This window comes from Pseudobacteriovorax antillogorgiicola, assembly GCF_900177345.1.
GTDB classification, from domain to species: domain Bacteria; phylum Bdellovibrionota_B; class Oligoflexia; order Oligoflexales; family Oligoflexaceae; genus Pseudobacteriovorax; species Pseudobacteriovorax antillogorgiicola.
This window is the reverse complement of record NZ_FWZT01000006.1, coordinates 270,571-297,465: the sequence shown is the minus strand read 5'-3', so window position 1 is coordinate 297,465 and position 26,895 is coordinate 270,571. Positions and strand designations below refer to the sequence as shown.

The window sequence follows — 26,895 nt, the reverse complement described above, 5'->3', positions numbered from 1 at the left end:
GCTTCTCCTATGAAGCTGATTGATTCTCTTGACGCCTGCCTGTAAGGAGCTGATCGGAAGGCACTTTCAGTCGCAAAATTGTCATTCCATTTTCAGAGCTTATCGATGCTGTTCCACCCAACTCTGTAATAATCTCTCTTACAGCTGCTAGTCCTACTCCTCGGCCACTTCTTGAGGTTGCCTGAGTTTGGCTTGAGACTTCGTCCAGAAATAGGACATCAAAGATGGTCTCATTCTCATTTGGTACAAAGCCAAGAGATTTTGCGCGATGTTCTGCAAACTTAGGATCAATACCGGCCCCATGGTCAATTATATCGATTACGATCAAATCATTCTCTCGCTTCGTGAAAACATCAAGGTTGATTCCAGCGGGCTGGTGAGGGTCGCCTTTCTTAGCTAGTATGTACCCATGATCCACTGAATTGTTCAGTCCATGCATAATGCATTCGGTAAGCATTGTAAGCCCTGCGGGTTTCCATGTGATAATTTCGTCTGATAAAGAAAAGCTTTCAAGCCAAAAACCTTCTTTAGAAACATAGTCTGATAAATCGGTGAGTACTCCATCAATAGCACCGAGAATCGTTTTTGCTTGCTCGTCTTGTTTTTCATCTTGACTTGTTATGAGTTGAATAGTCTTATAGTAGTGATTTAGATCCCTTAGCCAAAGTGTCTTGAGGGACGATATCATTTCATTGTAAGTACTTTCCGCACTATCCTCTGCTTTCAAAGTACTTTCCGCTCGATGAATGGATTCAGCCAGATCATCAAACCTAGCAACTCGGGCATCACCTTTGAGGGTGTGCAGACTTCTTAGAACTCTCCTTTTATCATCGAACAAGTCGAGTGCTTCAATTCTTGGAATTGTTTGGCTTAAGAATTGTTTCGTACGTTTCTGATCGTACTGAATATAGTGAGAGATAACTCTCAGCATGCGTTCGTTCTCTTGATCGGCTTCCTTGGCTCGTCGTTCCATTTCCTTTTGCTCGGTCAGATCGCGAATGGAAAGCATCACTCGTTCAACCAGTCCATCTCGTTCGATTGGAGTCCAGTCAAGCTCGAATGTTTTTATCTCATGGTCAATCACAACCCGGGTATCTCTGATCAAGTGATCTGCATTAATTTGCCAAGTCAGCGGTTCTTCTTTAAAGGAACACTGTATTGACTGCTTCATTTGGTCCCAGGAGTCTTTGGAGGTTTGATGGTTTGCGAATAGTGTATCGAAAACATTCTGTCCAACGATTTCTTTTTCTTTTAATTGAAATAATTTTTCTAGATAGCCTGAGTATTCAGGTTCAATTTTGAAAGATTGATCGAAGGTTAAGATTCCCTGCTCTATCTTCTCCATGATCTCGGCGATTTTCTGCCTTTGTTCACGAGAGTCGTCAAGAGCGATTTTAAGTTCCTGAGTTCGTGCATCCACTAGCCCTTGAAGGTCGTCGGTAAAGGTCTTGACTTGCACCCTCATGAACTCGAAGTTTCTGCTAAGAGATCCAATCTCGTCATTGGTTGTAGCTTTTAGTGGAGTGGAGTAGTCTCCTTCAGCAATGCGGTGAGCCCCATCTTTAAGGTCAACGATCGGGCGAATGATCGCACTGGTAACCAAGTTGATTGTCACTAAGCCGAGGACGATAATTATAAATCCACTGCCCGCAACAATCATCATACTTCTAATTTTAAGGTCGTCACCTAAAGATTGTGTCCTTTCACTAAGCCTTTGGGTTTCTTCTTCTTGAGCGTTTACAGCATTTTCAGCTTGTTTCCTTTCACTTTCGATAGAAGCCATCATGTTTTTCAGAGTCAATTGATAATGTAAGAAGCCAATCGGTTCCCCATTATCTTTGAAATCTTGAAACTCGCTTAGATCGCCGTCAAAAATGGGAGTGGATACATCGTAGACTTCGATTTCCTTATTACCTTGCTGTAGCAGCTTGATACGGGGGCCATCAGAAGTAAGAATAGTCTGAAGGGTCGGGTAGGGAATGCTAATATTATCACTCCCCGAGACACCACTTAGGGTTTTGGTGCCAGTGTCAAAGCTCGATCGCTGGAGGCTGATACCTTTGGGGAATCGGTCATTAATGAGATACCAGACGACAGGCTGATCTCCTTGGATCGCGATGAAACTTGCATGAATCAGATCGCCGTCCAGCTGGTATGTATTGTACAAGAAATTACTTATCCAGCCGATCGAATTGTCAGCAAATTGACCGCGCAAGACGAGGAAATCCCTCTCAAGTAGATTGATCGCCTTGGTGACCAATGCATCTTCATAAAATTTGCTAATTTTGACAATATTGGCTTCAGAGTTCTCTTGTATCGTAGTTTTAGTGCGCTCGCTTTGCTCCTGGTAAAGAGCTGACATCCCGTCGATCATCTGGTTAATGTTGATGAGAACGATCACTAGCATAATCAGTATTGACGAGACTGAAACGCCTAAAGACGATAAGCTAATCTTTGTCTTTATGGATCTATAGAGCACACAATTCCCCAGTACGCTATTTATACTGGGATCGGACGGCTAAAAGGCGAGACTTAGTGAAATCTCGGGATGAATGATAATTACTAATAAAAACTGATAGTTGATAGTGTGTTGGCCAAGTTTTCTGGTGAGTTCTATGGGGCGATGTATAGGTCTGATTTAGTAGCTGGATTTATTTCTAGTTTAAAGTGCTTCAACTTCGTTTGATTGACACCTTTTCGAACGGATAGGATGTCTTGAACACCTAGGTCGCTCGGCTTTGTCCCATCTTCTAAAATTGAAAAAGCCATCTCAGCCAACTGCCCGCCCAATTCTTCATGGGCTGGAAATGCAGAGAATGTACAAAAGTTCATGTCTTTGGCAATAAACTTTTTTAGTGGGCATATAAGCGGGATGCGATCTGAAAGTGGGAGCCAGTAACGATTAAATGCTTGCTGATTCAAGATTACGCTATCTGCGAGTAACCAAATGGCGTCGAGCTGGTCGATCCGATAGAGCTTTTTCCTTAAATAGGAATTGACACGCGATTGACCAGTACCCTTGCTCTCGACGTTGTAGGCAATAAGTTTGATGCCGATTCTTGTTAGTTGGCGTTTCGCCTTCTTGATTAGTTGCCAATGTTGGGTGGCTCTGTAGAAGACTCCCACCCGTGTGATTCCTTTTTTAATCGTGTATTGGAACGAGTTTATAATAGAAAAACCAGGGACTTCGTAAGAGATTCCCGAAATGTTAGTGCTATTCTTGAGTTCTTCTTTGAGATTGAGGGCCATTGTTGCAATGGCAGGTATGTTTCCTTTAAGGTTCTCTATCGCCAAACGACCTAATGCCACTGAGTGATTGTCCATGAGTACAATGAGCTTCGGTTTGGCTGATTCTACCTTGTGTTTGATCTCCTGCCATTCTGTTTTATCATCAACGATGACCTGTGTTACTGAGTAGTCCCCAGCTAGCTCATTGATGAGGCTTTTTGTTACAATATCAAAATTTGTTGATCCCTTGCGGATGATGACCAGAGAGTTTGCAAAAGCCACTTTACTGAATAAAGTCATCAGCGATAGAAGTACGCAAATCTTAATCATGTTTCACCTCCATCGCAGAGGCTATTGAGGTGAATCCTAAATTCTTGATAATTGATGATTCCATTTTTAGTAGGTCGATCTTGCCTGTGCCCTTGGAACAAAGAAGAGGGTAGGCTATAGGCCTAGACTGGCTAATTAGGTAGGTTTTCATGGGAAATTGTTTCTTTAGCTGCTGGAGATTATGGGGAGCAATCAGTATGTAGTTGGCGTTCTCAAGGGCTAGAAGCCTCATAAGATCTTCTAGCTTCGCGACCGAGCGAATGAGTTTAAACTCAAGTTTTGGTAAGATCTGCTTTGTGAAATTATCGATATTACGTCGGCCGACCTCATCGACAACTCCTAGAACTCCACGTTTCGTATTTGCTAAAGTCCAGTTTTTATCAATCGTAATAAGCGAGTAGTTGTATTTGCCCTGACTTTCTATTTGAAAACTAAGACGGCATTGGTAGCCAGGTGGTTCGGGCAAAGCTCCTGGCTGTATAAGGTATTCAGCAGGATTCTTCTTTTGATAGCGAATATACTCTCTAAATTTTGCAAACACTAATATCTGATCGAAACCGAGTTTGGATTGGGTGAGAATTTGCTGCCGTTTCTTAGCGCTGATTCCTGAGCTGAAATAAACATTCAATGTTCTAGAGTATGACTTGGTACTTGTTAGGATCATGAATATACCAAATAGAAGACGCCAATTGTACTTCATAACCCCTCCTTAAAAGATTGTGGAGAAGTCGTACATGATATCCTGCCCTTGACCTGAATATAGGCTATTTATGTTTCCGCGAATGTATTCCGGATATTCAATCTGCTTGTTTTGGAGGTTCTGTACTTTAATTGTATGGGTGCCAGAGTTCCCACGGATAGAAAATGAGGCGTTCATAGTACTCTGGGCAGGTATGCTTTCGAGCATCCCTTCGGTTTTACCTATATGGTGATAGGTGAAGGAGCCAGACAACCGTCGGAACTTTTTATTTAAGCCAACACTACTGCTGACCTCTGGCACAAACTTGAAGTTATATTTGTTATTAACAGCGTCACCATCATCTCCATCGATACTTTGAATACTTGCCATTACATCAATTAGTTCGGAATTGATGTACTTAATTTCGAGTTCAGAACCTCTAGCTGAAAATTTGTTACTATTGACGAAACCCAACGATAGATCGCTGCTGGAGTTAGGTAAACGCCGCGTTCGAATAATCTTATTATCGAACTCTGCCTGAAATACTGTCATCTGGAGAAACCAGTTTTTAGAAGGTGATAGAATGTAGGCGAGCTCCGTGCTGTCGCTTGTTTCTGGCTCCAAATCCTCATTGCCATAGATTTCGTTCACGGAGCGAGAATCTTCATAGTAGAGTTCAAAAAGGCTCGGTGCACGGTAGGATTGACCATAGACGAACTTTAAACTTGACGTTTTTGAAATAGTATAGACTCCAGTAGCTCGCATGGATAAGTTGCTATCGAATGCTTCATTACTAGTTTGACGAACCCCAAGAACGAACCTTAACGGCCAATTTGTGGCTAACCTATCCATGTAGAAGCTGAATTGAGCTGATAGAGAGGTTTCTGCTACCTGGCGGTTCTTCATATTGTTCTCATTAAAAACGAATTTATTGGTTGGATTATAGATTTGAAACTTCAGGCTTTTCCTTAACTCATGCTCGACACCAAGGTCAAGGGAGAGGGAGTCAACGATCGAGAGCGTTCCCAATAGTTTACCAAAAGACCTTGTTCCTTCGATGCGGCCGCGGACTGTATCATCAGCAATACGCGAATACTCTCTTTCTTGTCTGTCATAGCTCAAGGTAGCAACCAGTTTCGATTGGCCGATGCTTTTAGTAAAGTTGTAATTTATAAGATCCCCCTCGGTCCTGGAGTACTGCCCTACACCAGAACTAATCAATGGTCGTGCTCCGAGAAAGCTATAATTATTTAAATATGAGTTGATAAGCAGGTTGTGCAGACCAAAGCTGGTCTTGAGCTCTACATTGCTGGTAAAATTGGATCTTTCTTGAAAATCAAGGTGGTATCTGGTTGACCCCACTTCGTCGACAAAATTGCTGTCTTCTCCGTATTCAAAGCCCTCCTGTAGCTGAGCGCTGGCTGATACAAAGTAAGTTAAGTCTTGATCTGCATAGAGAAGATGACCGTTGGCTGATTTTAGATGGGAATTCGTGCTGATGGACGTTTGGAGCTGCCCCATCACATCCTCTGTGTTCTCGTCCGGTAGCCTTCTTAGGACTAGATTTATTGCTCCCGAATAGGCGTTGGTGCCATAAAGAACACTCGCAGGGCCTTTCAAAACCTCAATTCTTTCCAAATCATTGATATTGATGCGTTCTAGCTCGCCGTGACCTGTAACAGACATCCAGCTAGCAACGCCATCGATCAGAATCAGAACACGGTTGGTAAAGTTGTCTTGTAAGATACCTCGAATCGCAGGTAAGTTGTGGGAGAAGTAACTACGGTTAACGCTGACTCCAGCTAAGGTTTCTATAGCTTCGGATATAGACTGAAAATTATACTCTTGGATCGTATAGCGATCAATGACCGATACTGAAGAAGGGCTGTTGAGAAGGGTATCGGGTGATGTCGAAGACACCTCGATTCTTAGATTGAATAGTTTCTCCAGTGACTGTGTTGCTTCAAAGCTAGAAGCCAGCTTGGGAGCAACTAAGCTACCGACGATCAGTATAAGCATGGCATGACGCTTCAAGAACCATCTCCGCCTTAAGGATGTCTATGTATTTCATATACTAGCATGGTAATTTGCTTTAGAAAGGAATAAGTTTATTCTCAATACTACTAATATGGCGTGGGTTAAATTATGGGTCTTCCTCAGTCGAAGCAAACAGACCCTCGGAGGGTTCAAATGGTAGGAATTAGGAAAATGGCTGAAAGCTCCACAGTAAAAAGTGCTGTGGAGCTTCGGTATCAGTTCTATGAGCTTAGGATTGCTTATTGTAACTCAGCAGCGATTGCATCCTCTACTTTCTTCTTCAGAAGCGGGCAGCGATCTTTCGATATGCCGTTGCTTTGAGTAGAGTTCGATGACTTGAACGATATTAGATCATAAGCTGTACCAAGGATATCGAGAGTTTCACACTCTACCTTGATATCTGAGCAAGGGGCATTAGTCGAAACATCATTATTAGATTGACTGTCTGACCAACTGAGGTCAAACCCCGCGTTGCAGTTTAAAGTCACCTGAAAGTCATCAACAACATTAGGTGTGTCTGTGTCTCTAGGTTCTTCGTCTTGCCGAGGTTTTTGCTCCTCTTTCTCCTCTTCTTGTTCTTCTACTGGAGTTGGTTCTTCTTCAGGAGCTGGAGCTTCCGGGGTTTCTTGTTCTTGTGGAGTTGCTTCACTCGCGGAGCTCAAACCGTCGAGTTCTTCTGTTTCCGGTGATTTCACTTGTTTTTGGGAGTTTCCTTCTTCGTTTGAGCACCCAAATTGAATTGCAAGTATTAAAGTGAGTGCTAGGCTTAAAACGTTCATCGCAGTCTCCTGTAGTTGGTTAGTAATCGGAATTTTGCAATTCGAGAACCAATTAGACTTGTTAGGATAGTTTTGATGCGTTTTAATTTATAGTTGACCGATTTCTACGATTTGCATTTGAATAGTTGAAATTTATGAACTCCTCAGTTCGGCTGGATTTGTATTGCTACATGAATGCTTGGTGAGATCCTTTACGTGTAACTAAGGTTTGCTTGTGATATTGGTAAAATATACAACAAATGCTGGTATCTTTCGAATTTTTCAACTGTGCGGATATTTGACCCTAGAGATCGATGATATCACGAGGGGGATCGTCATCACGAGCGACGCCAACGAAGATCTCAAATCTTTCTAGATCTTCGATAGGGTAGATGGCGCATTCATGACGTTTTTTCTCATCTATTTCTTTACCGATGTCCATAAGTTTAGCAATGATAAGATTACCAGTTTCTTGGCTTAGCATAGCTGTTCGAGTGACATATCGCTTACGATAAAGATCATTTTCATCACTGAATAAAAATTGGGTCACCCGGGTTGCGCAGCGCTTGGCCACGAATTTGGGCATGGAGCTACCTTCAGAGTAGCTAATTGGCGATTTTAAAAGTAACTTGATGCGATTTGGATGAACTTCAAGGAAGCTTGCCTCTTCAAGGTCATTAATGTAGCGCCTTACCGAAGCATCCGTTAATTGATACTTGGCCTGGATCTCAGCCACCTTGCCTTTATTCATTATCAATTCATCGAGAAAGTCGAAATGATGCGGGTTTGCTATGAGAAAAGATTCCTGGGCGGGGCTAAGCTGAGAACCAGGTGCCCGGTGCTCTTTGGCTCGCAATACGAGGTCGAAAAATGAGAAGTCTAAGACTTCGCAGATTCTAGAAATCTCGCCGACATTACCATCTTTCTTGCGAAAGAAGTGTTTTATAGAGCCTTCCGAAACTTGGAGCATATCAGCCAGAGCGCGGTAAGTAATGCCGCGCTCTTTGAGAATATCACGTAAACAGCTCGCTATTTTAGGAAAGGTAATACTAGAGTTTTGTCCCATGAACTCAAGCTTTCCCTATCTTACGGTTGATCAGCAAGTTCGGATGGTAAGACGACTTTGAACTTAGCGTCGACCATAGCCTGGATGCCTGGTGTATAAGCCATCTCAAAGAATTCACAATGGCCACCAGCACCAGTTGTTTCGATTGTCTGCTTGGTTGGGTCCCCTTGCACTTGATCATGGACTGCCTTATAGGCTGCGACGCTCTGTTGAACAGAGTTTGTAATGTCAGCACGCTCGCCAGCAGTCACTTGCCAATGGATACGAAAGTCTTTAAAAACCTCCGGGTTTTGAATATCGGTGCGAGGAGCTTCTCCGCCACACATTAAGAACGCACCGGATTTGTACTGGCTACCATAGGCTGGCAGAAAACTTCCCGAGAGAAAGTAAGCACCACCGGAAACACCGGAAAAGTAGATCTTATCGAGGTCGATATTGTATTTCTTTAGAATCTCGTTCTGAATCAAATCCTGTGAAAACTGGGCGTGAGCAACTCCCTGAGCACGACCCCACTGGAGATTTTGATTTGGAGCGCGAACCGTCACGCCGATTAGGCCGTAACGAGTCGCTTGATTAGGAAAGTCTCGGTACCCTCCGCCACCGTCACCGTGAAAGTGAACATGAAGGCCATATACCTTCGTCGCGACATCATCTGGAGCCATGATTTTGTAGGAACTGGTAAGGTTGTTACTATCTGTAAAGTTAACCTCGTTCATGCCGATGGGTCCACCGGTTCCCTGGGAGCTTCGGATTGGACTCTCTTCAGGTTCTTCAGGAGTTTCAACTTCCTCTTCGAGTTCAGGCTCAACTTCATCAACGATAGCTTCGACATCTTCATTGGGCGTTTCGTCTTCAACGACAGCGCCTTGCTTAGTGGAAAACTCGGGAGCTTCGTATTGGCTACAAGCAGCGAATAGGATAGTCAGTATTAGTAGTGGCGAGAGTCTCATAAGCGTGTTTCCTTTTTGATATTCGATTGACCATTGCAAAATCGACGCCAGCTTAAGCTACTGATCTTACCTGTTTTGAGGCGTTTAAAATAGAACCCACGGAATACTCAATATCCAATAATATCAGATTGATAGCTGGTAAATGTCGCCAATTCATAGATTCGTAAGCAGAAGCGTTGAGAGGCTGGTTTAATCATCGGAAAAGACTGCCTAAGAGCGGGGAGCAGTCTTGGGATAAGATAGAAGATGGCAGAATTTTGTCATTCCCAGGAGAATTTCTCCTCGTGTAACTGGGAAATGGGCCATGTTCACAAAGCTGATATTCCTGCTCGCATGTGTAGGGTTCTTAGGCGCTTGCTCTAAGAGCCAAGAATTTGTTCGTCTAAAGAATTGGCAGCAAGCTCGTCTTACTGCCCTACATGAGTCGCCCAGCCATTGGGAGGCCATCACTATCACAGGGACGAGTGGTCGCGAGCCAGGCAAGCGCTATATCATTCAGAAGACTGTCTTGCCAGATATTAAGATTGAAGACCCTGCAATCTACTTTTTTCGAGTCTACAATAGCTTTGTTATCACCCTTGATGACAAGCCTATCTTCAAGTACGGAAACCTGGAAGCGACAGGTAAACAAGATTTTTATGGTTTCCGTTGGCATATTGTGCGTTTGCCCGACCATTTCCAAGGCAAAGTGCTAAAAGTCATAGCAAACTCGAGTCATAGCCGGATCGGTATTCGGCGGAGCCCCGAGCTAGGGTCTCATCAGCTTATGCTAAAAAATATCGTTCAAAAGTATACAAGCACCTTGCTGAGTGTAGGGCTTCACTTAGCTTTTTTTGTGATGGGTTTAGTCGTATGTGTCAATCGAGTTATTAACTATGGTGTGGTGTTTCTTAGTGTATACGCCCTTTTCTCAGGTTTTTTCATCTTTTCTATCAGTCCTATAGCACCTCTCGTTCACGATGACCCAGTGCTGTGGGCGAAGATCGAGATGTTGAGTATGTGGCTACTGCCCATAACCGGTTTTTCCGGAATTCAAGCTGTTTTAGAAAATAGACGGTCAATAGTTATAAGTGCTGCCATTGGCTCTCAGATCATGCATATTACATACGCCCTTCTATCTTGGACTTTGGGCTTCAGACAGTATTGGGAACATGGATTTAGCTTCAATGTCATCAATCTGATAAATCTAGTCGCGATTTCCATAGTAATTGTATACCATGCGATCCGTGGTGATCGCTTGTACCGCTACTTGTTCCGAGGATTGCTTATTATTTGTCTCGGGGCAATTTTGGAATCATTGATGGCGATGCGAGTGATTGATATTGAGTTTTCAACGTTTACCTATACAAATCTGATTATGATTACTCTCGTTGTCAGTGTCTCGATCAGGCGATATCTACAGATTTCCCAAGATCTTTTAAATACACGAGTTCAAAAGGATCTTGCGGAAATCAAAGCCATTAAAACGAAGGAACAGGCCATTAGTAAACTAGTGGGAGGGGTTGCTCACGAGTTTAATAACCCGCTAGCCATCATTCGAGGGTGCGCGGAGTTGACACCTAAAATTTTAAAACGGGATGATGCTACGGAGCTTCTTCAGAAAAACTACCAACGGATGCTCGGTGCTGTCGCTAGGATCACGACCATTAACCGACAGTTGATTGACCTTACTCAGAAGCAGTCACGCATGGGACCATATCGAAATTTGCCGATTCGAGAGCTTGTCGACGAGGTGAAGCGAGATTTTGCAGACCAGAATCTAGAGATTGACTGCCGCGTAGCAGATGACCAGGAGATCCGTATTAATTTAGAGAAGGTTCAACGCGCACTCCAGGCACTGATTAAAAATGCCTTCGACGCTCTAGATCGACGCTCCGATCGAGAAGGTAGGCGGGTTACAGTGATCATGGATGAACAAAAGGAAACTCTTTTAGTGGATGTGGTTGACTACGGAGATGGAATCGCAGACCAAATTTTCGATGTCATGTTTGATCCATTTTCCACAACGAAGGATATTGGAGGCGGTATGGGGCTTGATTTGTTTTTTGCGAAGCAGCTGATCCAATCTTGCAAGGGTACCATTGAAATCCTACAGCGTAAGGATCCTACGATATTTCGAGTTTCCATCCCATTGTCAACACAGTTTGTTGCTCAGGAAGCTTCATAAAAAATAGATTTTGATCGTATAGGTAGATGCTAAATGACTCAAACGATTAGGACTGCTATAGCCACCTGCCTTCTAATTACTGGCATGGCCTATGGGAAGCAACCCAAAAAAGGAAATATGGCTATTATCGTAAGCGGAGGCGTTTCATTAGGCGCATATCAAGCCGGTCTTCTCTACTACGCTACAGAAACCACGAAGTTAAATTCTGATTTTGATATGAAGATCTTTACGGGAACCTCTGCCGGTTCGGTGAATTCGTTTTTATCTGTTCTGGAAACTTGCGGTCGACCACAGACGCCGGATCCTGAAAAAAGTCTATTTTGGGAAACCTGGATTCCTAACGGGCTCGATCAGCTGATCGTTGCAGGAGATATGACCCACGATAATATCTTTTCCAGACGCAGCCTTCAGCAGGCCTTAGAAAATGTAAGAAGCTTATGGGAAGGGGGACTACCAAAAACATGCGATGTGGTACTCGGCGTTTCAGCCACACGGAAGTTCCCTAAACGAATTTCTGTGACGCCAGACTTCTCGGTAATGAGAACATCGGAGCATTTTGCGATTCATATTCAGGGGCAAGGGCCTAATCGATTGCCGAAGGTCTCTAATTTCTTCTTTGGCAATCCCAATAAAAAACAGGTGTATGTAATTTATCCCCCAGATCCCTCTGAAACTTTAGATACTATTGGTAGCCTACTCTTTGCATCGTCTGCTTTTCCATTGGCTTTTCCACCAGTTAAAATTGCCAATTGTCTGCTAAATCAAAGAGAGTTTAAGTTGGGCTGCTCGCCCGATGAGATTGAAGAAGATCTATTTATCGATGGCGGGCTATTTGATAATTGGCCAATTCGAAAAGCTTTCCAATTGAGTGAAGCTTTTTTAGAAAATGAACGTGACTCGATGATTTTTGGATACCTTGATATCAATGCAACAGCGTTTCCAACAGAGGATGAAATTGTTAAAGAGGATGAGGGGAGTGTGATCGATAATGGCGTTCAGCTCTTTAGCTATGTGTTTAGCCAAGCGCGGCAGAGCGAACTTTATAACTTTCTAATAGAGAATCCTCGCTTGGGGCAGCAAATAATTAGCACCAAAAGCTATTTTCCTAGAGCTAGCGAGCCGTTAGAAGGTTTCTTTGGCTTTCTAGAAAAAGATTTTCGTCGATTTGATTTTATTATGGGCATGTATGATGGCATGCGTTTAACCCGGGATACGAAACCTAGCCCGAAGCATCGGCCCGAGGATGTTTATAAGGGGAAGGCCTGGAGCCGTCTCAAATGCTTTGATGGTTTTATCCAGAAAGGTCAAATGGGCGATGACTGCGTCGGTCGGTCTGATGAGATCGATGGCAATCTACAGGCCCTCTATCGAGTAGCCATCAAAAAACTCTATAACTTTTGCCTGAGGATGAAAAAAAACTATCAAACCAAGCATCGAATCTGCCAGCGTGCAGTGCGACGCGAGCCTCTTATTGATGGTCAGGTTCCATGGTTGCCTACAGATGTTATGCAGATCGATGAGAGTGATGTAAACTACACTATTCGCCTCTTGGTTCAGGAAGGGTTTCAATTTAAGGACCTCAAAATAGAGGAATCGAGTGATGTCTTGGATTCTCTGAAGCGTCGTTTCTATGGTGCTTTGTCTGAATACACACTCACGCAACCTGACGAGGTTGCTGATGTTGTGGATGTGGTGCGCTTGCCGTTGATTCAATCAATTCAGTATACTCCAGTGAACTCATTTATTTATGGAGAACTTGGTACTCAGGCAAGTGCAGGTTTCTCTGGTAAGCTTGGTAGCTCGCGATTTCCTTGGTTGCGTTGGAACCTTCGGCTTGTGGTGGATGGGTTGCCCTGGACTGCCGATAAACCTGGAGCCTACGCTTTAGCACCGGCAGTAGGTTTAGCCTGGGAGCCAGCTTCTCTAACAGGTCGCTTGTTTCAACTAAGAATAGGATACGATCTAGCGTATCGCTTTCCAAGTAGCGATGAGTCGGAGCGCAGTAAGTGCCTCGATGACCCGAAGCGAACGTATCACTGCTATGGTCTGATGGCTTTACCTCATGCGACCCTATCTTTTATCGAACGCTTGAGGCTTAGCATGGGGTGGACCCATACACCTAGCAATGAACCTTTGAGGAGTGCTCGGGCGTACTTCGCATTAGGCTATCAGCAATATTTCCCCTAGATGAAAGTACTTACCATTCAGTATTGATAAATTGCATTTCAGTAAATACCTAGAATTGCAACAATTCACTGCATGTATTTCCACTAGCCGATGGCCTACAACCCAGCTCGTAGTTTTTATCTAAATTTGGGAGTTGTTATGAACTTTATTAAGAGTGTTGTTTTGGCCTCGTGTTTGTCGTCGTTCTCTGCTGTTGCCCATGCTGAAGATCCGATTCCAGTCCAAGGTCTTGAGCTCGATCGCTATGTAGGTGAGTGGTACGAAATCGCTAGAATTCCTAATTCCAACGATACACAGGGGCTGTGTCGCAATACTAAAGCAATCTACGAGCCTCTTGAGGATGGTACTGTTGGAGTGGAAAATGTTTGTGATGTGAATATCTTTGGCTTGAAACTCAAGCAGCGAATCTTTGGTGTGGCGGCACCTTTGAGTTCCGAGGAAGCGGTTTTCGACCTAACTTTGAGGCCGCTCTCCGCGTATCTTCCCTTCGGTGATAAGTACTACCGAGGATTCGCTGTAGAAGGTGACTACTGGGTTCTGGAAGTTGGTGAGAACTATGAATACGCGTTGGTTGGCAATCCAGCAAGAACGAATCTTTTCGTGATCGCACGAGGTCCTGAACTAGATCTCGACGTGTACAATGATCTGCTTTCACTAGCAGCGATGAAACATGGTTACGGCGACCGTGTGAACGACTTGGTTCTGACCCCTCAAGACTAATAGTTTATTAATACTGCCTAGGTAGCCCCGTTTGCTGGGGCTCCTATAAGGCCTGGTCAATAAGCTAATTTATTTATAAGATAGCGAGTGCAAGATGAGGTACTCGTTATGAACGCGCAAATTTGCAAATTGTTAATTGTTTTTCAGATTCTCCTAGCTAGTGAGTGGCAAGTACTCGGTAAGGCTCAGAAAGATTTAGGCGATCGAGATTATGTTGCCGTCATGATATCAAATTCAACTCCCCCATATGTTTTCTTCGAGGAACGGAATGGAATAGTTATCGACGTGATCGATAGGGCTTTTAGCTATGCAGGTGTCAAGACCCAATTCCTTTACGCTTCGAATCTTCGTATTTTGAAAGAACTTAATCATCGTAGTATCGATGCTGCTTTCGCTTCTCCTGGGGATGCTTCGACCCACAAATCCGATCCGGTGATTCACTACCGCAATGTCGTTGTGACGAAGTCGAGTTTTATACGGGACATTAAGAAGATGGAAGACCTATCAACGATCAACCTGGCCGCATTTCAAAATGCATCCCGTTTTCACAAAGGCTTGGCAGACGCCATCGCGAAAAATCCTGGCTACTTCGAAGTAACAAATCAAAAAACCCAGGTTCCCTTGCTCATGGCAGGTCGCGTGGAAGCGATCTTGTTGGAAGAAAAGATATTTCACTATTATCGCATCCAAAGTGCTTTTGATGAAAAGCATTTTAAGGTTCATTTTTTGTTTGATAAAGCCCCACGATTTCTTTACTTCGTTGACGAAAAACTCCGTGATTCTTTCAATCAAGGCTTAAAGAAGCTGAGGGAAACAGGGGAGATTCCCAAGATAGTCAGTCAATACCTTAAGAAATATCAGCTGTAGCACTGTTTGAGACCATTCCAAGTAGAAAGATTGTATCCATGTTGAAGCATCTCCAAGTAGCAAGATACCATCGTCGGATTCCAGTTAGTCTCGTTAGAATCTTCGAAAACGTTTATGACTGGGAACACCTTCCTCATTTGCACTCATCAACTTTTGCAGAACTGCGGCTGATCGAAGTCGGTCGCCAGTATTTTAAGGCTCAGAGCGTCATCGAGCCGAAGATACTAGGACTGTCGCAAAAGTTCAGCCTATATGGTAGCCGAAAGCGAAGACTGTGGCAGGTGAAGATATTGGACGGTATTCAGAAGGGTATGATTGTCCATACCAAAGTAAAGCCCTTACAAGAACGCTTGATCGAAGTCGATGTTCAGTTCTTTGTTCCACTACGAAAGCTGCACTTGATTCCACTCGCTTGGCTCACCAAGATTACCTATAAAAGACTCTATGAAGAAGACGCCGCAATGATGGTGGAAAGACAAGAGCAACTTGATCGTTTGAAGAGGTCTCAAGAATGTGACCTAGCTTCACCACTAGACTTGGGTGACGAGAGCGTTATCCGACAGAACCAACCGTTTAAATTTTCGCGTGGCAAATTTAGTTTTTGGTTGTTGCAACATCAAGGGGTATGGCGGGCCTTCTCTAGCACCTGCCCTCATATGCTGGCGGAGCTTGATACAAGTCATATTAATGGTGATCATGTAGAGTGTCCATGGCATGGTTACAGGTTTCGAATCGATGATGGTACTTGTCAGAATGATAGATGGCGATTGGCTTGTCCACGGATCGAAGAGAGCGGAGGGCGGTTGTTTGCCTGCTTTCAATAGTCTTTCTTTACCCTTTATGGCGGCAAACTACCCGGTCGATTTAGGGTCTACCCAAAGATGAGCGTGAAACATCACAATCATCATAGCTATTAACCTTCACTACTATCACTTGCCCAAATATCGTCGCCGTCGGTAAATGGGAATAACTGAACATTAACCTGATAAACATCCTTGCCGGCAGTATTGGAAGCCTCTAGCTCTAATACCTTACGCTGAAATTCAAGCACCAGTTGATTCAGTTTCTTAGCGTTTTCCCGTGATAATACTACGGTCATGGAACTGAAATTCCGTTTCTTCTCTGTGATGGCTGACAGTCCTTGCTCTGCAAGTTTTATCATTTGTTGATGGTATTTACTGACAGAAATATCTCTTGTGGCATGACCTGGTGAGAAATCGAGATCGGTGCGATTCAGATCCGAGCTTCGCTCCCCGTCTTTTAAGATTTTTACCTGCTTGAGGACTTCAATAGCCTTTTCAAATTGCTTTGGTGTGATATTAGGCCAGAGGTTTTTTTTCACCCACTTGTAATCAGCTTGGAAACCTTCGACTCTTGCCAACTCACCGATAATCGGATAGTACCATTGGGAGAAGTAGGTCATCTGTTCTTGTAGACTGTCGGGCAGACTCTCTTGCTTAATCGCAAATAAGGACTGAAATTTTTGATCCCGAAGACTGGGGTCGGTTTCGTTAATGTAGTCGGTCAATGCGAGGAAGTACTTTCGCTTGAGCTTCTTCATTCCTAGCGACTTAACTACCTTTTTCGCCGCTTCAATGGTTAGTGGTCGTCGACCATGGATGATATGGCTGGAAACGTTTGTTTCCGTGAGTCCTAGGTCGGCTGAAAATTTCATATAAGAGTACTGAGAATCGCTTTGCTTTAGCTTGTGATAGAGATCCCCAAGAAAGGATTTGTAGTCAAGATAGTCGAAAACATGGGTGTCGTCCACAACTTCCTGAATGAGTGCTCGCGCCATGTTAGACCTCCCTAGCTTTACGTCAAACATCCTATCGACAGAAAATTCCTGTCCCTTGAGTTTCTGCATAAAATATAATAAATACAGATAGATATACGAATTTATGCGAAGCTTGAAGGGAAATTGGTGTCTGTGGAGCACCAGCCACCTCATAGCTAGTGCTTTGGGGGGGTATTGGATCAAAATTGCTTTGCGACACCAAATTTTTCCAAAACCTGATTGCGAATATCTGAGCTTTTTAAAAACTGATTGAGATCATTGATAAGGCTTGGGTGTTTCGTTGTAGATACCAAGTAGCCACCTTTGTCATGTAACATCCTAGGATTAAAAACTAGGGGCATCCTATCGGCAAACGATTTTTTCATAACGTATCTTGCGACCTCAACGTTGAGATACGCGCCATCAGCTGTGCCTTCGAAGACATGCTTGATCACGCTCTCCATGGTATTTTCTTTGACTAGGACTACTTCTTCCTGTTTAACAAGGCTTAAGTAGCTGTAGGGAGTGAAGCCAACGAAGCAGGGCAAGCTTTTTAATCCTACTAGGAGGTGCGTCCCTGTTCTCAGGAAGCACCATGGTGCCGTCTATATAGTGTGCAATGGGAAGAGAATATGATATTTCCCCTTCCTTTCCTTTTTTCAAGTCTTTGCGCCAGTGGGGATTGTCAGGAAACTTAAAGTCAAGGTCTGAGTCGTCCTTTAGCAGCCCTACCTTCAAAGCTGTAGTAAGGGTAATTATTGACTTCTTCACCGCCAACAACGTACGCTAGTGATGCTTGGGCTGAAACTACTACTAAAACCAAGTGAAAATTTCATGAAGAGCTGAACGACCATGAAAAACTCCATTTAACATCGATGAGATAAGGTATTATACCAAGGATTCAGTGGGGGAAAACAAGGGGGTGATTCAAAATAGAAAGATTCCTCCTAGCTAACCCGCTTGGTTTGATCCAACTTACTAGCATCTAGCCACTGAAATACCAGGAAGCTACAGTCATCGGACAGTTGTTCGGATTTCCATATGGATTGGGTTTTATCCATAACAGCTTGCTTTACGGCCTTCGGATTTTGGTTAGGGCAGATCGTACGATAAAGCATTCTTGTCTTAACTCGATTTCCATCAGGGCCTTTGTTCTCTAATAGACCATCGGTATAGAGAAATAGCATATCCTGATGATGTAATTGAAAGTCTCGAATGCCGTACTCGGGATTTTGATAGAAGCCGAGTGGAGAGCCAGGCTCAAGAATCGAATGACCCTTCTGATCTGAAATTCGAATGATACTATTGTGTCCTGCATTGAGATAGCAACCAGCGCCAGTTTCCAAGTCGATACTCACTAGGGCCATAGTCATTGCCCGTTGGATATGCTTTCCAGCGTTGATGATTGAACCGTTAACTGCGTGAGCTAAGATCTCTAGGGCCTTATCCTTGGGTAAGTTTTGATTGATATGCCGAATCGTGCTAATACAGGATTGTACTGCGCCGGCAGCCGCAACCGTTAATACCGCTGATTCCATCCCATGACCGGTTACATCCCCAATGACCAGGTAGATTCGATTTTCATCATCTGATAAGAAATGACCAAACCAATCGCCACCAGAAATCTCTGCGCTCTGATAGAAATGTTCAACGACAAAGTTTTTATGGGTTTTATGAGCATCATTGGCTTGGAAGGATTGAGCAGAGGCCAACGCCATCTCCAGCAAATTTTTCTCTGTTGAAGCCTTACTGAACTCCACCCTCGTTAAGGTATTTTTTACTCTTAAAACCATTTCATCAGAGATTATAGGTTTGGACAGATAATCATCGGCTCCAAGCCTCAAGCCAAAAAGAAGGTCTTCTTGAGATGCTCGTGCGGTTACTAGAATCACTGGAATATGTTGCAGGTCGGGTCGTGAACGCATTTCTCTGAGAATGTCTTCTCCTGAAATGTCGGGCATCATCATATCAAGTAGAACCAAATCGGGCATATCTTGAGCCATGTTTTCTAGGGCAGTAGCTCCGGATGAGTAGATTGTTGAGTGAAGCCCTTCGTTCTCTAAAATATCTTGAATCACTTCACTGTTTATAGGGTTATCATCGATGACAACTATCTTAAACTCATCTTTGTTCACTAGTGGACGTTTAAATTCTTCTTCAATGACATGGGACAATGAATGGTTGTCAGATATTTGAGATGGCTTACTTGATGCAGGCTCCTGAGACTCCTGATCTGAATGGAGTTGTTCATGGGTCATTGAATCGTGATCAATAGGCAGTTCGACTCTAAAAGTTGAGCCTTGATTGAGCTGACTTATGACATTGATCGTGCCACCAAGAGACTCGGTGAGTTGCTTCACCATCGTTAATCCAAGACCTGTACCTTCATAACTTCTTCTTGCCTCACCATCAACTTGTTGAAACTCCTCGAAAATGCGGTTAATCTCAGAGGGCGGTATCCCGATCCCTTGATCTTTTACCTCGATTATAAAGACACTTTTCTTGCGGGAGAGACGAATCGCAATATGGTTCGATTTACCTTGCTTTGTGAATTTGAAGGCATTGCCCACAAGGTTGCGAATGATAGTTTCAATCTTATTAAGGTCGCTCTTCAAGGTAGCTGCACCGCTGTTTCGATGCTCGATGTAGTAGCTCACTTTTTTATTGGCACTATGAAGGGATTCAGCGAGAGTTTTCGTATTTTTTACGAGCTGTTCAAAGCTAAACTGTGAGATTTTTAGGTCGAGCTTGCCTCGTCGTGCCTTAGCGAGATCGAGAATCATATTTACTTGGTTCATCAAGGCATTAGAAAGCCTATGAACCTTTCCGACTTGCTCACGAACCTTTTCAGGAATGGAACCATAGTGACCAGATTCAATTAGAGAAAGAAAACCTATAATGCCGTTGAGCGGTGTTCGAAGCTCATGGGAAGTATTTTGGAAAAATAGGGTTCGTGATCGTTCCTGCTCGATGAGCTTATGGTTCATGAGTTCTAAGGTTAGAGCTTGAGTTTCCGTTTTTCGGAAAGTTTTAGCAAAGCGCTGACCAACAAATTGATTTTGTATGACAATGAACAGTAGTATGCCAAATTGAAAAAGATAGGGGCTATCATATTGATTCTGGAATACTAAGAAATCGCTTAAACTCGTAAAAAATAGGATCGTAATACCGAAAACGAGCCCAAATGCTTCGTCTTCTCGTCTATAACAAGCTTTTCCGACCCAATAGATTAAGAGAATACCATAGAAAAAGCAGTAGAGAAAACTAAGGATGAAAAGTGTGAACAATCGATGTTGAGCAATCAACGCCGTAAGAAATAGTGCGAAGACTATGATCCAAGAAATTCTTATCATCTTCTTGGGAATGCCTTTGATGGTGTAGTAGGAGTGGTGTAAGATCGCGGCCAGCATCAGAGCGTGTCCCAATGCCCTCGCGAAGGCCATGGATTGGCTCAACCAGTAAGGGGGGTGAGTGATGATGTAAGGTAGAATATGTTCGGTACCAAGGTATCGATACAGGAATGCTGCTGCGAAGCAGGCTAGCCAAAAGCTCCCTCGATCTTCGTGCCTTTGCCAGAATAATGATAGCGAATAGACAAAGGCAAGACTGACCAAACCAAGTAGAAAGAAATTTTGTAGGCGCTGATTTCGATTTTCGATCTCTGCAGATGAGAGAGACTGAATCTGAGGAGTTTCTAGGAAATTCAAGTTCCTCGTGCCGTGGGGGCTACTGACTTTTACTGCGATGAAAAACGATTCTTTTATGTCTTTTGGAATAGCGGCGAACCCGGGGTGGTTCTGGTAATGGCTATCCTTGGGACTTAAGCCGGGGACGCCACGGATCAGGCTTGCGGGCGGGAGTTTGCTGGTGATCTCAGGTAGGATATAGACTTCAAAAGGGATGTTTGCCAGGAAACGGTTTATTGCCATGGGCTCTGGAAATGCGGAGACAATCACTTTGAGGAAAAACCAGCCGGCGCGATGGGGGAGGGAAGGGTCGAAGAAACTGACTCTTTGAAACGGCTTGTCTTCGAGTTGCTCAAAATTCTTAAGAACTTCATTGATGTCTTCAGCTTCGAAGTGCCCATCGTAAAATTTCCAAGTGGTAGGAACTGGAATAGGTTTATTCCAAGTCACCTGGGAAAGGTCTAGTACTTGAGCGAATGCTGGTTGAAACGCCATCATCACAAGACACCCGATGACGATCTTACAAAGTTTTGCCATGAAGCCTCCCAGGATAGGGTTCGGTATATGCTGAGCTTAAGCAATAGGAGCTTTCTTCCTAGTGCTTAGTCACATTGAATCCTCAGCGTTGTTGTCTTCGTCTCTCAATCGTCGCTGTACGGGAGTACTATCTCCTCAATCATTCCTCGACGCCTAGCTGAGAATCCAATGTGACTAAGCACTAGTACCAAATTGGGGCGAAGTGTCCCCAAAGCATTTTTTCGAAAGCGAAAGAATTAAAAATCTTTCGCTAAGTCATCAGCTGAAGCCTAAGTAGCCCCAGAGCCTTTTTTTAAAGCATGTAGCCAAGAATTTGCTAGACAGTTTCTAAATTTTGTATAGCAAAAAAGGGCTAGTTTTGCTTTTTTTAAAATTGAACATTTGTTTATAGTAGGTAAGGGCATGTAATCACAGTATGGCCTATATCGGCCATAACTTTAGGGAGGGGTTAGGGCGATAAGCATATTATACTAGGGAAAAACGAGTTGCAGTAATCGGGAGTAAACCATGAAGAACGACCAAAAGCCTAAAAAGCTGCCGGACGGGCAGGAACCTCAAGGGTGTGAAGTTTGGGAAATCTACTACCGTCCAAGCTGGGGTCCTCACCCAAAAGCATCCTAATCTAAAATCTTACAGTTAATCATAGTTGAGCAGTTGAGTTCATGTGGCGAGGCTTTTGAGGCTCATGGCCCGTCTCGCTTCAGCCTCCTTATAACGACTCTTCTCTTCTTCCGTTTCAGGCTTAAACGGCTCGATTGCCACTGGCTTGCGATTCTCGTCAAGAGCCACCATCGTGAAGTAGCAGCTGTTGGTATGTCGTACAGAGCGTTTCTTAAGGTCTTCAGCTATTACTTTAATGCCAATTTCCATAGATGTACGTCCCGTATAATTTACGGAAGCTAGAAAGGTCAGTAGCTCTCCGATGTGGATGGGCTGCTTAAAAAGAACCTTGTCCACTGAAAGTGTCACGACATAGTGGCCCGAGTAGCGCATCGCGCACGTATATGCGACCTTGTCGAGGAATTTCAAAAGCTCTCCCCCATGCATTTCACCAGAAAAGTTCGCTAGGTCAGGGGTGACCAGAATAGTCATTTGTACTGAATTTGTCTTAAGGACATCTTGTTCGGGAATCATTGGAGTCTCCTTCCTACTCGTAGGTTTACTAACAGCTCCTGAAATTTTACCAGGATCATAGAATCTTACATAAAAATCTTTTCATCTGCCGAAAGTTTCTAGCTGATTGTCCGACTCCAACCCTAGGAGAAATGTAAGAGGTGGAATATGGCTTTTAGTGTAAAGATTATTCGAGACAGCTTTAGAAGAACTAATACCATTAGTGAGCAGCTGACGGACAAGTTTTATGAAACACTGTTTCAAAACCACCCCGAAGCGAAAGGCCTGTTTCATAAGGTAGATATCGCGAAACAACAGCAGCTACTTTACAACTCCCTCGATTTCATCGTTGCGAATCTAGATAATCCTGATCGACTATCCGAATATCTTCAAAATCTAGGGGAACGTCACGTAACCTATGGTGCTGAAGAAGAACATTTTGCTTGGGTTGCGGACGCACTACTTAGCAGCCTTAAATTCTATTTTGAAGATGAATGGACCGATGAATTAGAAACCAATTGGTCAGCTGCGATCAAAACTATCGCAGATTACATGATAATCGGAATGCGAGCGAAACTTAATAATGTGGTTCCTATGAAAGAGGAGAGTAGCAATAGCGAGGGAAGTAACAATAGTGAGTTGGGAATCGAAATTCCTCAACTTGTTAAAGATGAAATTCGGTTGGCAGTGAAAAAAGCGATTGCTGACGCCATTCAACAAGAGTTTCGGGCAATTCTCAAAGAAGAGCTAGATAACCTTGCCTCATCTGATGAAGTAAAGGCAATTGTTAAAAGCTTAAAGGGAGCTGCTTAAACTGAGCCCATCATTGGCAACAAACTGGACCTCAAAAATCTTTGGCCAACGCTTGCCCGTGATCAAGATTCGGTCTTGATCTGAATCATAGGCGATTCCATTGAGAACATCATCAGATCCTAGGGCAGAGACCACTTCGCTCCCTAGAAGCGATTCTAGGTCAACAGTCACCAGACCTGTGACAATACCACTTGATGGATCAATGATGACAATTTGATTTGTGAGCCATACATTGGCATAAACTGCGCCATCAATATATTCTAACTCATTGAGTTGGTCTAGGGCCTGGCCTTCCAAAGTTACCTCTACTGAGCTGATAAGACTGAAGTCGCTGAGTTCTAAAAAGCGCAAGGTCGAAGTTCCATCGCTAAGGATCCATTGCTTGCCGTCTGTCGTGATTCCCCAGCCTTCGTGGTCATATTGAAACACTTTGTCGCTCCGATCAAACCCTGAATCTGTCTCCTCGTAGACAAACGCGACACCTGACTTCCAGGTTAGCTGAATTAGTGTATCGTTCCATTTCACAAGCCCTTCTGCAAAGTAATTCGACTCCAGGGAATAGGTCTTCGCTACGTCTCCTGTGGAAAGTTCCACTTTTCGTAAGCTGGATTGGCCGTATAGCCCGGTGGACTCGTAAAAGAATCCATCTTCTACCAATAGACCTTGAGTGAAGGCCTCTGGATCATGGGGATACTCGGCCATGACTTCAACACTATAAGAAACTGGAGATGCATCTGCTGCGACGGGGTTACCATCCTGCTGGTTTGTAGAACATGCCGCGACTAGGGTGAAATACAGAACCAGAGAAGGTGTTGACGTCTTTGTAGTTCGGTGCGGTTTATAGGTGATATCTAACACACGATATCTCCAAAGTTGCAAAAGTATAGTTATCGGTACTATAGCATAGTTTTTAGCAGCGAAACTTAGAGGCTGAAACCAGCTATGTGCCTTCGAATCGTCAAAAGGCCTATTTGGACGGATGGACTCAACAATGCTATAATGAAGCTCTCTAACTACACTTTGTAGTAGGTAGCATTTGCCTAGTATTGACCCCTTATATAGCCAATTGATAAACACTCTGAAGGGCATCCTAAAGGATCAAAAGATGACCTACAGTGAACTATCAGAGCGCTTAGGTTGTTCAGAAAGTTCTATCAAGTACACCTTTAGGAAAAAAGATGGGTCAGTGAGTAGCCTTAATCAGATCTGTGAAGCTATCGGTGTTTCATTTTCAGACTTGGTGATCAAGGCAGTAAACGAAGAGCCAGTTGTATCCCGTTACAGTCAGGAACAAGAAAATTTTTTTATAGAAAAAATAAATTATTTCTATTTTTTTGACGAGCTTTTGGTGTCAGGCTGCAACTTGAACTGGATACGATCCAAGTATAAATTGTCTGAAGCATCGATTCGAAAGTACCTAGCAAAACTTGAAGATCTTCAACTTTTAGAAGTTCATCCAAAAGATCGCATTAAGTTGATCGTTAAGCCTCCCATTAATGTTTTTAAAGGATCTGAACTGTACAAGGTGTTGGCTAGAGAATATTCGACAAGGTTCCTCAACCATGTATTTCCCGTACTTGGCGATGATAGCAAAACCTTTCTTCGTATTCGATCGGGACGTTTATCTGAAAAAGGAATGGATATTATTTGTCGAGGCCTCCAGGAACAGTGTGATCAGTTTGATAAGGTTGGTGGACAAGACGAACTAGCATTTAATCATGAAAGATTAAATGATTTTAATATGTTAATCGTTGTTAGTAAGTCTTTGAATATTATTCACGAGATACCGGAGATATAGAATATGGTTGAACTATTGAAAGGGTCCCTAGGTTGATGACCTAAGAACCCACGATGAAGAAGGGACTAACACTACTTTCTTTCGACAGTATCTAAGTTCGACTCAGTAGTTATTTCAGGGGACACTACATCGCCTTCATAGATTACTGTCGAAATACCTGAGGCATTGACTTTAAGTTCTTTATTGGCTTTCACGCTCACGTTGGAGACACCAGCTGCGATGATCGCTACAGAGTCTGCTACCAACTTCTCCAACTGACCTTCCGAAGCTCCTCTAATTTCAGCTTCGATACTCGTAGCGCGACCAGTCATATCAAGATTTGAAGCCCCATCCACTAATACAATCAGGGACTCGAACCCACCGGATACCCATCCAGTTGAAGCACCGTTCACCTCTACATTCAGGGCATCAGAACTAAGGTTTTTTCTCGTAACGAACGTAGAAGCACCATCAAGGGTAATGCTGTCTAGGTTAGCAGGGTTCACAAGAATGTGTAGCTTTGCATAGCGGTAACAACCTTCCAGAAAAGATAAGGTGAGATCTCCGCCATTGACATTGCTTGTGACTCTATCGTGTAGATTTGAGTCTCCACGGAGGAGAACTTGGCCGGCCTGAACCGTAGGGTCGACAGCTACGCGAAGAGTTTGATTTATTCGAATGCCCGTGTAGGGGTCGATATCTCTTGCTGTTTCCAAGTCGTTACCATTACCAGCAAGTACATTTCCATCTTCACAATTAAAGGCTGTACTTTCTCCACCATTAACTAACTTAGGAGGCTTTGGGGCAGCGAGTTCCTCAGCTGCTTTTTTTTCTTCCTCTTCCTTTTCTTCTTCCTGCTCTTCTGCTCCATCCTCTTGCGAGCCCTTTTGGTCACTCGAATCACCATCGGAAGTATTCTCTTGAGACTGCTGTTGAGGCGAAGGGTTTTGCTGATTGGGAGTTTCTGCGTCGCAACCCAAAAATAGAAGGACAATTGTTAATAGTAGACTGAGATTAGTTGTCATCGCGTGCATATTAATTACCTTTCCTTTAGTCGTGTACCACACCATTGTTGATCCTAGATGAATCTTTGTTTGTCCTAGACGTTGCAAAGTTGTGGCCTGAATTAGGCTGCGGGATATTTAATCCACGAGGGTCTAAAATTTTAAATCTTTTCCGGGTAAGAAGGATTAAAATATTCGACTTGTTGAGAAAATGTGGTTTGTCGGGTTAACCGATTTTGTGTCTTAATCGGAAAGGGAAAATGTAAAATATCTAATAATAACAATGAAATATGAGGTAAATGAAGGTTTGAACTATGAAAAGCATCGTGTCAGTTGGTCTAAATATATGCACTTTCGATAAACTGTTAGGATCAATAATGTTTCGCACTTAGTCTAGGATCTCTATAAAGAGCACCCTCTAAGACTAAGTTAGTCTTAGAGGGCAGATTCCAGCTAAAGGCGCTAGCTAGCTCGGTAGATCGAAGCTTCAACACATTCAGTCCTAGTTATGGGCGAGCTACCAAGGAATTCATTGTTCAGTTTTTCGATCGATTTTGTGTATTCTCTATAATCTCTTGAGGATATTTCTTTTATAATCTCGATTTCGTGGACGTTTGAAATCAGTGATGATCCATCGTTGAATGTAACGAAGTATTGAACCACAGGATATAGAACTGTATCCCGCCATTGTCCTCCAGATCCAGATAAAACTACATTACCGACTAATGGAGAGCTTGGGTCTTTACGATCAAGAGAGATGTCCTGAATATCAGACCAGAAGAAGACTCCACTGGGGATGCCTGTATAACTACCTTTTTCAGTATATAAGCCAGTGTGTGCGACAACGGATTCTACTTCTTTTCCATAAGCTGTAGAAGAGTAGTGAAGCTTACATAGAGTTGTTGAGTTGAAGTTCCAACTCGTAGCAAAAGCTGTATGAGCCATGAATGAACTTAGTATAATTGACTTTGAAATTTTATTCATATTCTCACTCCTATTTTTGACAAGTGCTTACAATGGAATCTATTTTATTTGGAAGGTAAAGCCATATTTTAGGGGCAATGGCATGAAGCGCTCTTCTCTAGAGTACATTTGAAAGGCCTCTGTTCCACCGGATCGACTTCGTTATCGTTAACTGAGACTATCTCCAGCCTATCAAAGAGCTTTGGGAGAGATCTCTTTGAAGAATGACCGTGGTT

The 26,895-nt window shown here is 43.4% G+C and carries 21 protein-coding genes; 7 read left to right on the top strand and 14 right to left on the bottom strand.

Going from position 1 to position 26,895, the window contains the following annotated elements; translation table 11 throughout:
• Window positions 1-7 precede the first annotated feature (7 nt).
• From B9N89_RS10500 to B9N89_RS10470, 7 genes are all read right to left on the bottom strand, one after another.
• Entirely contained in the window at window positions 8-2,479 is a 2,472-nt protein-coding gene (locus B9N89_RS10500; protein WP_143478160.1) for a HAMP domain-containing protein, read from the bottom strand.
• Between the two features lie 134 nt (window positions 2,480-2,613).
• Complete coding sequence (locus B9N89_RS10495; protein ID WP_132317683.1) at window positions 2,614-3,558, bottom strand: type 1 periplasmic-binding domain-containing protein; 945 nt, start codon at window positions 3,556-3,558, stop codon at window positions 2,614-2,616.
• A complete protein-coding gene (locus B9N89_RS10490; protein ID WP_132317685.1) occupies window positions 3,551-4,258 on the bottom strand; it encodes a hypothetical protein in 708 nt (235 codons plus the stop codon). Before B9N89_RS10490 ends, B9N89_RS10495 begins: the two co-directional genes overlap by 8 nt.
• Before the next feature lie 9 nt (window positions 4,259-4,267).
• The gene (locus B9N89_RS10485) at window positions 4,268-6,271 is read right to left on the bottom strand and encodes a TonB-dependent receptor plug domain-containing protein (RefSeq protein ID WP_132317687.1); all 2,004 of its coding nucleotides are present in this window, start codon (window positions 6,269-6,271) and stop codon (window positions 4,268-4,270) included.
• Window positions 6,272-6,513: 242 nt separating this feature from the next.
• Entirely contained in the window at window positions 6,514-7,053 is a 540-nt protein-coding gene (locus B9N89_RS10480; protein ID WP_132317689.1) for a hypothetical protein, read from the bottom strand.
• 283 nt (window positions 7,054-7,336) lie between these two features.
• Window positions 7,337-8,098: a helix-turn-helix domain-containing protein gene (locus tag B9N89_RS10475; RefSeq protein WP_132317691.1), complete on the bottom strand. Its 762-nt coding sequence runs from the start codon at window positions 8,096-8,098 to the stop codon at window positions 7,337-7,339.
• Window positions 8,099-8,118: 20 nt separating this feature from the next.
• Window positions 8,119-9,048: a hypothetical protein gene (locus tag B9N89_RS10470; RefSeq protein WP_132317693.1), complete on the bottom strand. Its 930-nt coding sequence runs from the start codon at window positions 9,046-9,048 to the stop codon at window positions 8,119-8,121.
• A gap of 304 nt (window positions 9,049-9,352) precedes the next feature.
• On the opposite strand from B9N89_RS10470, the gene B9N89_RS10465 reads away from it, so the two are divergent.
• The 5 genes from B9N89_RS10465 to B9N89_RS10445 all read left to right on the top strand — a co-directional run bounded on the left by B9N89_RS10465 (window position 9,353) and on the right by B9N89_RS10445 (window position 15,813).
• Window positions 9,353-11,215: a sensor histidine kinase gene (locus B9N89_RS10465; RefSeq protein ID WP_132317695.1), complete on the top strand. Its 1,863-nt coding sequence runs from the start codon at window positions 9,353-9,355 to the stop codon at window positions 11,213-11,215.
• 33 nt (window positions 11,216-11,248) lie between these two features.
• Window positions 11,249-13,402 carry a patatin-like phospholipase family protein gene (locus B9N89_RS10460; RefSeq protein WP_132317697.1) on the top strand — a complete coding sequence of 718 codons (2,154 nt, stop codon included), beginning with the start codon at window positions 11,249-11,251 and terminating at the stop codon, window positions 13,400-13,402.
• Window positions 13,403-13,540: 138 nt separating this feature from the next.
• The gene (locus B9N89_RS10455; RefSeq protein WP_159455290.1) at window positions 13,541-14,122 is read left to right on the top strand and encodes a lipocalin family protein; all 582 of its coding nucleotides are present in this window, start codon (window positions 13,541-13,543) and stop codon (window positions 14,120-14,122) included.
• Window positions 14,123-14,230: 108 nt separating this feature from the next.
• Window positions 14,231-14,989 carry a substrate-binding periplasmic protein gene (locus tag B9N89_RS10450; protein WP_132317701.1) on the top strand — a complete coding sequence of 253 codons (759 nt, stop codon included), beginning with the start codon at window positions 14,231-14,233 and terminating at the stop codon, window positions 14,987-14,989.
• A 38-nt stretch (window positions 14,990-15,027) separates the two neighbouring features.
• A complete protein-coding gene (locus B9N89_RS10445) occupies window positions 15,028-15,813 on the top strand; it encodes a Rieske (2Fe-2S) protein (RefSeq protein ID WP_132317703.1) in 786 nt (261 codons plus the stop codon).
• Between the two features lie 89 nt (window positions 15,814-15,902).
• Here the strand turns inward: B9N89_RS10445 and B9N89_RS10440 are convergent, their stop codons facing one another.
• The 4 genes from B9N89_RS10440 to B9N89_RS10425 form a co-directional block, all read right to left on the bottom strand.
• A complete protein-coding gene (locus B9N89_RS10440) occupies window positions 15,903-16,787 on the bottom strand; it encodes a TIGR02147 family protein (protein WP_159455289.1) in 885 nt (294 codons plus the stop codon).
• Between the two features lie 179 nt (window positions 16,788-16,966).
• A complete protein-coding gene (locus B9N89_RS10435; protein ID WP_132317707.1) occupies window positions 16,967-17,314 on the bottom strand; it encodes a hypothetical protein in 348 nt (115 codons plus the stop codon).
• A gap of 399 nt (window positions 17,315-17,713) precedes the next feature.
• On the bottom strand, window positions 17,714-20,989 hold the full coding sequence (locus B9N89_RS10430; RefSeq protein ID WP_132317709.1) for a SpoIIE family protein phosphatase: 3,276 nt from the start codon (window positions 20,987-20,989) through the stop codon (window positions 17,714-17,716).
• A gap of 660 nt (window positions 20,990-21,649) precedes the next feature.
• Window positions 21,650-22,123, bottom strand: a complete 474-nt coding sequence (locus B9N89_RS10425; RefSeq protein WP_234996090.1) for an acyl-CoA thioesterase — start codon at window positions 22,121-22,123, stop codon at window positions 21,650-21,652.
• 147 nt (window positions 22,124-22,270) lie between these two features.
• Here B9N89_RS10425 and B9N89_RS10420 point away from each other — a divergent pair, with 147 nt between their 5' ends.
• A complete protein-coding gene (locus B9N89_RS10420) occupies window positions 22,271-22,915 on the top strand; it encodes a globin domain-containing protein (protein ID WP_132317711.1) in 645 nt (214 codons plus the stop codon).
• Here B9N89_RS10420 and B9N89_RS10415 read toward each other — a convergent pair.
• Window positions 22,898-23,773 carry a glutaminyl-peptide cyclotransferase gene (locus B9N89_RS10415; protein ID WP_200820690.1) on the bottom strand — a complete coding sequence of 292 codons (876 nt, stop codon included), beginning with the start codon at window positions 23,771-23,773 and terminating at the stop codon, window positions 22,898-22,900. The two genes, B9N89_RS10420 and B9N89_RS10415, sit on opposite strands and share 18 nt — an antisense overlap.
• A gap of 178 nt (window positions 23,774-23,951) precedes the next feature.
• Here B9N89_RS10415 and B9N89_RS10410 point away from each other — a divergent pair, with 178 nt between their 5' ends.
• Complete coding sequence (locus tag B9N89_RS10410; RefSeq protein ID WP_327354821.1) at window positions 23,952-24,713, top strand: helix-turn-helix domain-containing protein; 762 nt, start codon at window positions 23,952-23,954, stop codon at window positions 24,711-24,713.
• Window positions 24,714-24,784: 71 nt separating this feature from the next.
• On the opposite strand, the gene B9N89_RS10405 is transcribed toward B9N89_RS10410, so the two are convergent.
• Window positions 24,785-25,726 (bottom strand): GIN domain-containing protein, encoded by a 942-nt coding sequence (locus B9N89_RS10405; protein WP_159455288.1) that lies wholly within the window; start codon window positions 25,724-25,726, stop codon window positions 24,785-24,787.
• Between the two features lie 432 nt (window positions 25,727-26,158).
• On the bottom strand, window positions 26,159-26,680 hold the full coding sequence (locus B9N89_RS10400; RefSeq protein ID WP_132317719.1) for a hypothetical protein: 522 nt from the start codon (window positions 26,678-26,680) through the stop codon (window positions 26,159-26,161).
• Window positions 26,681-26,895 lie beyond the last annotated feature (215 nt).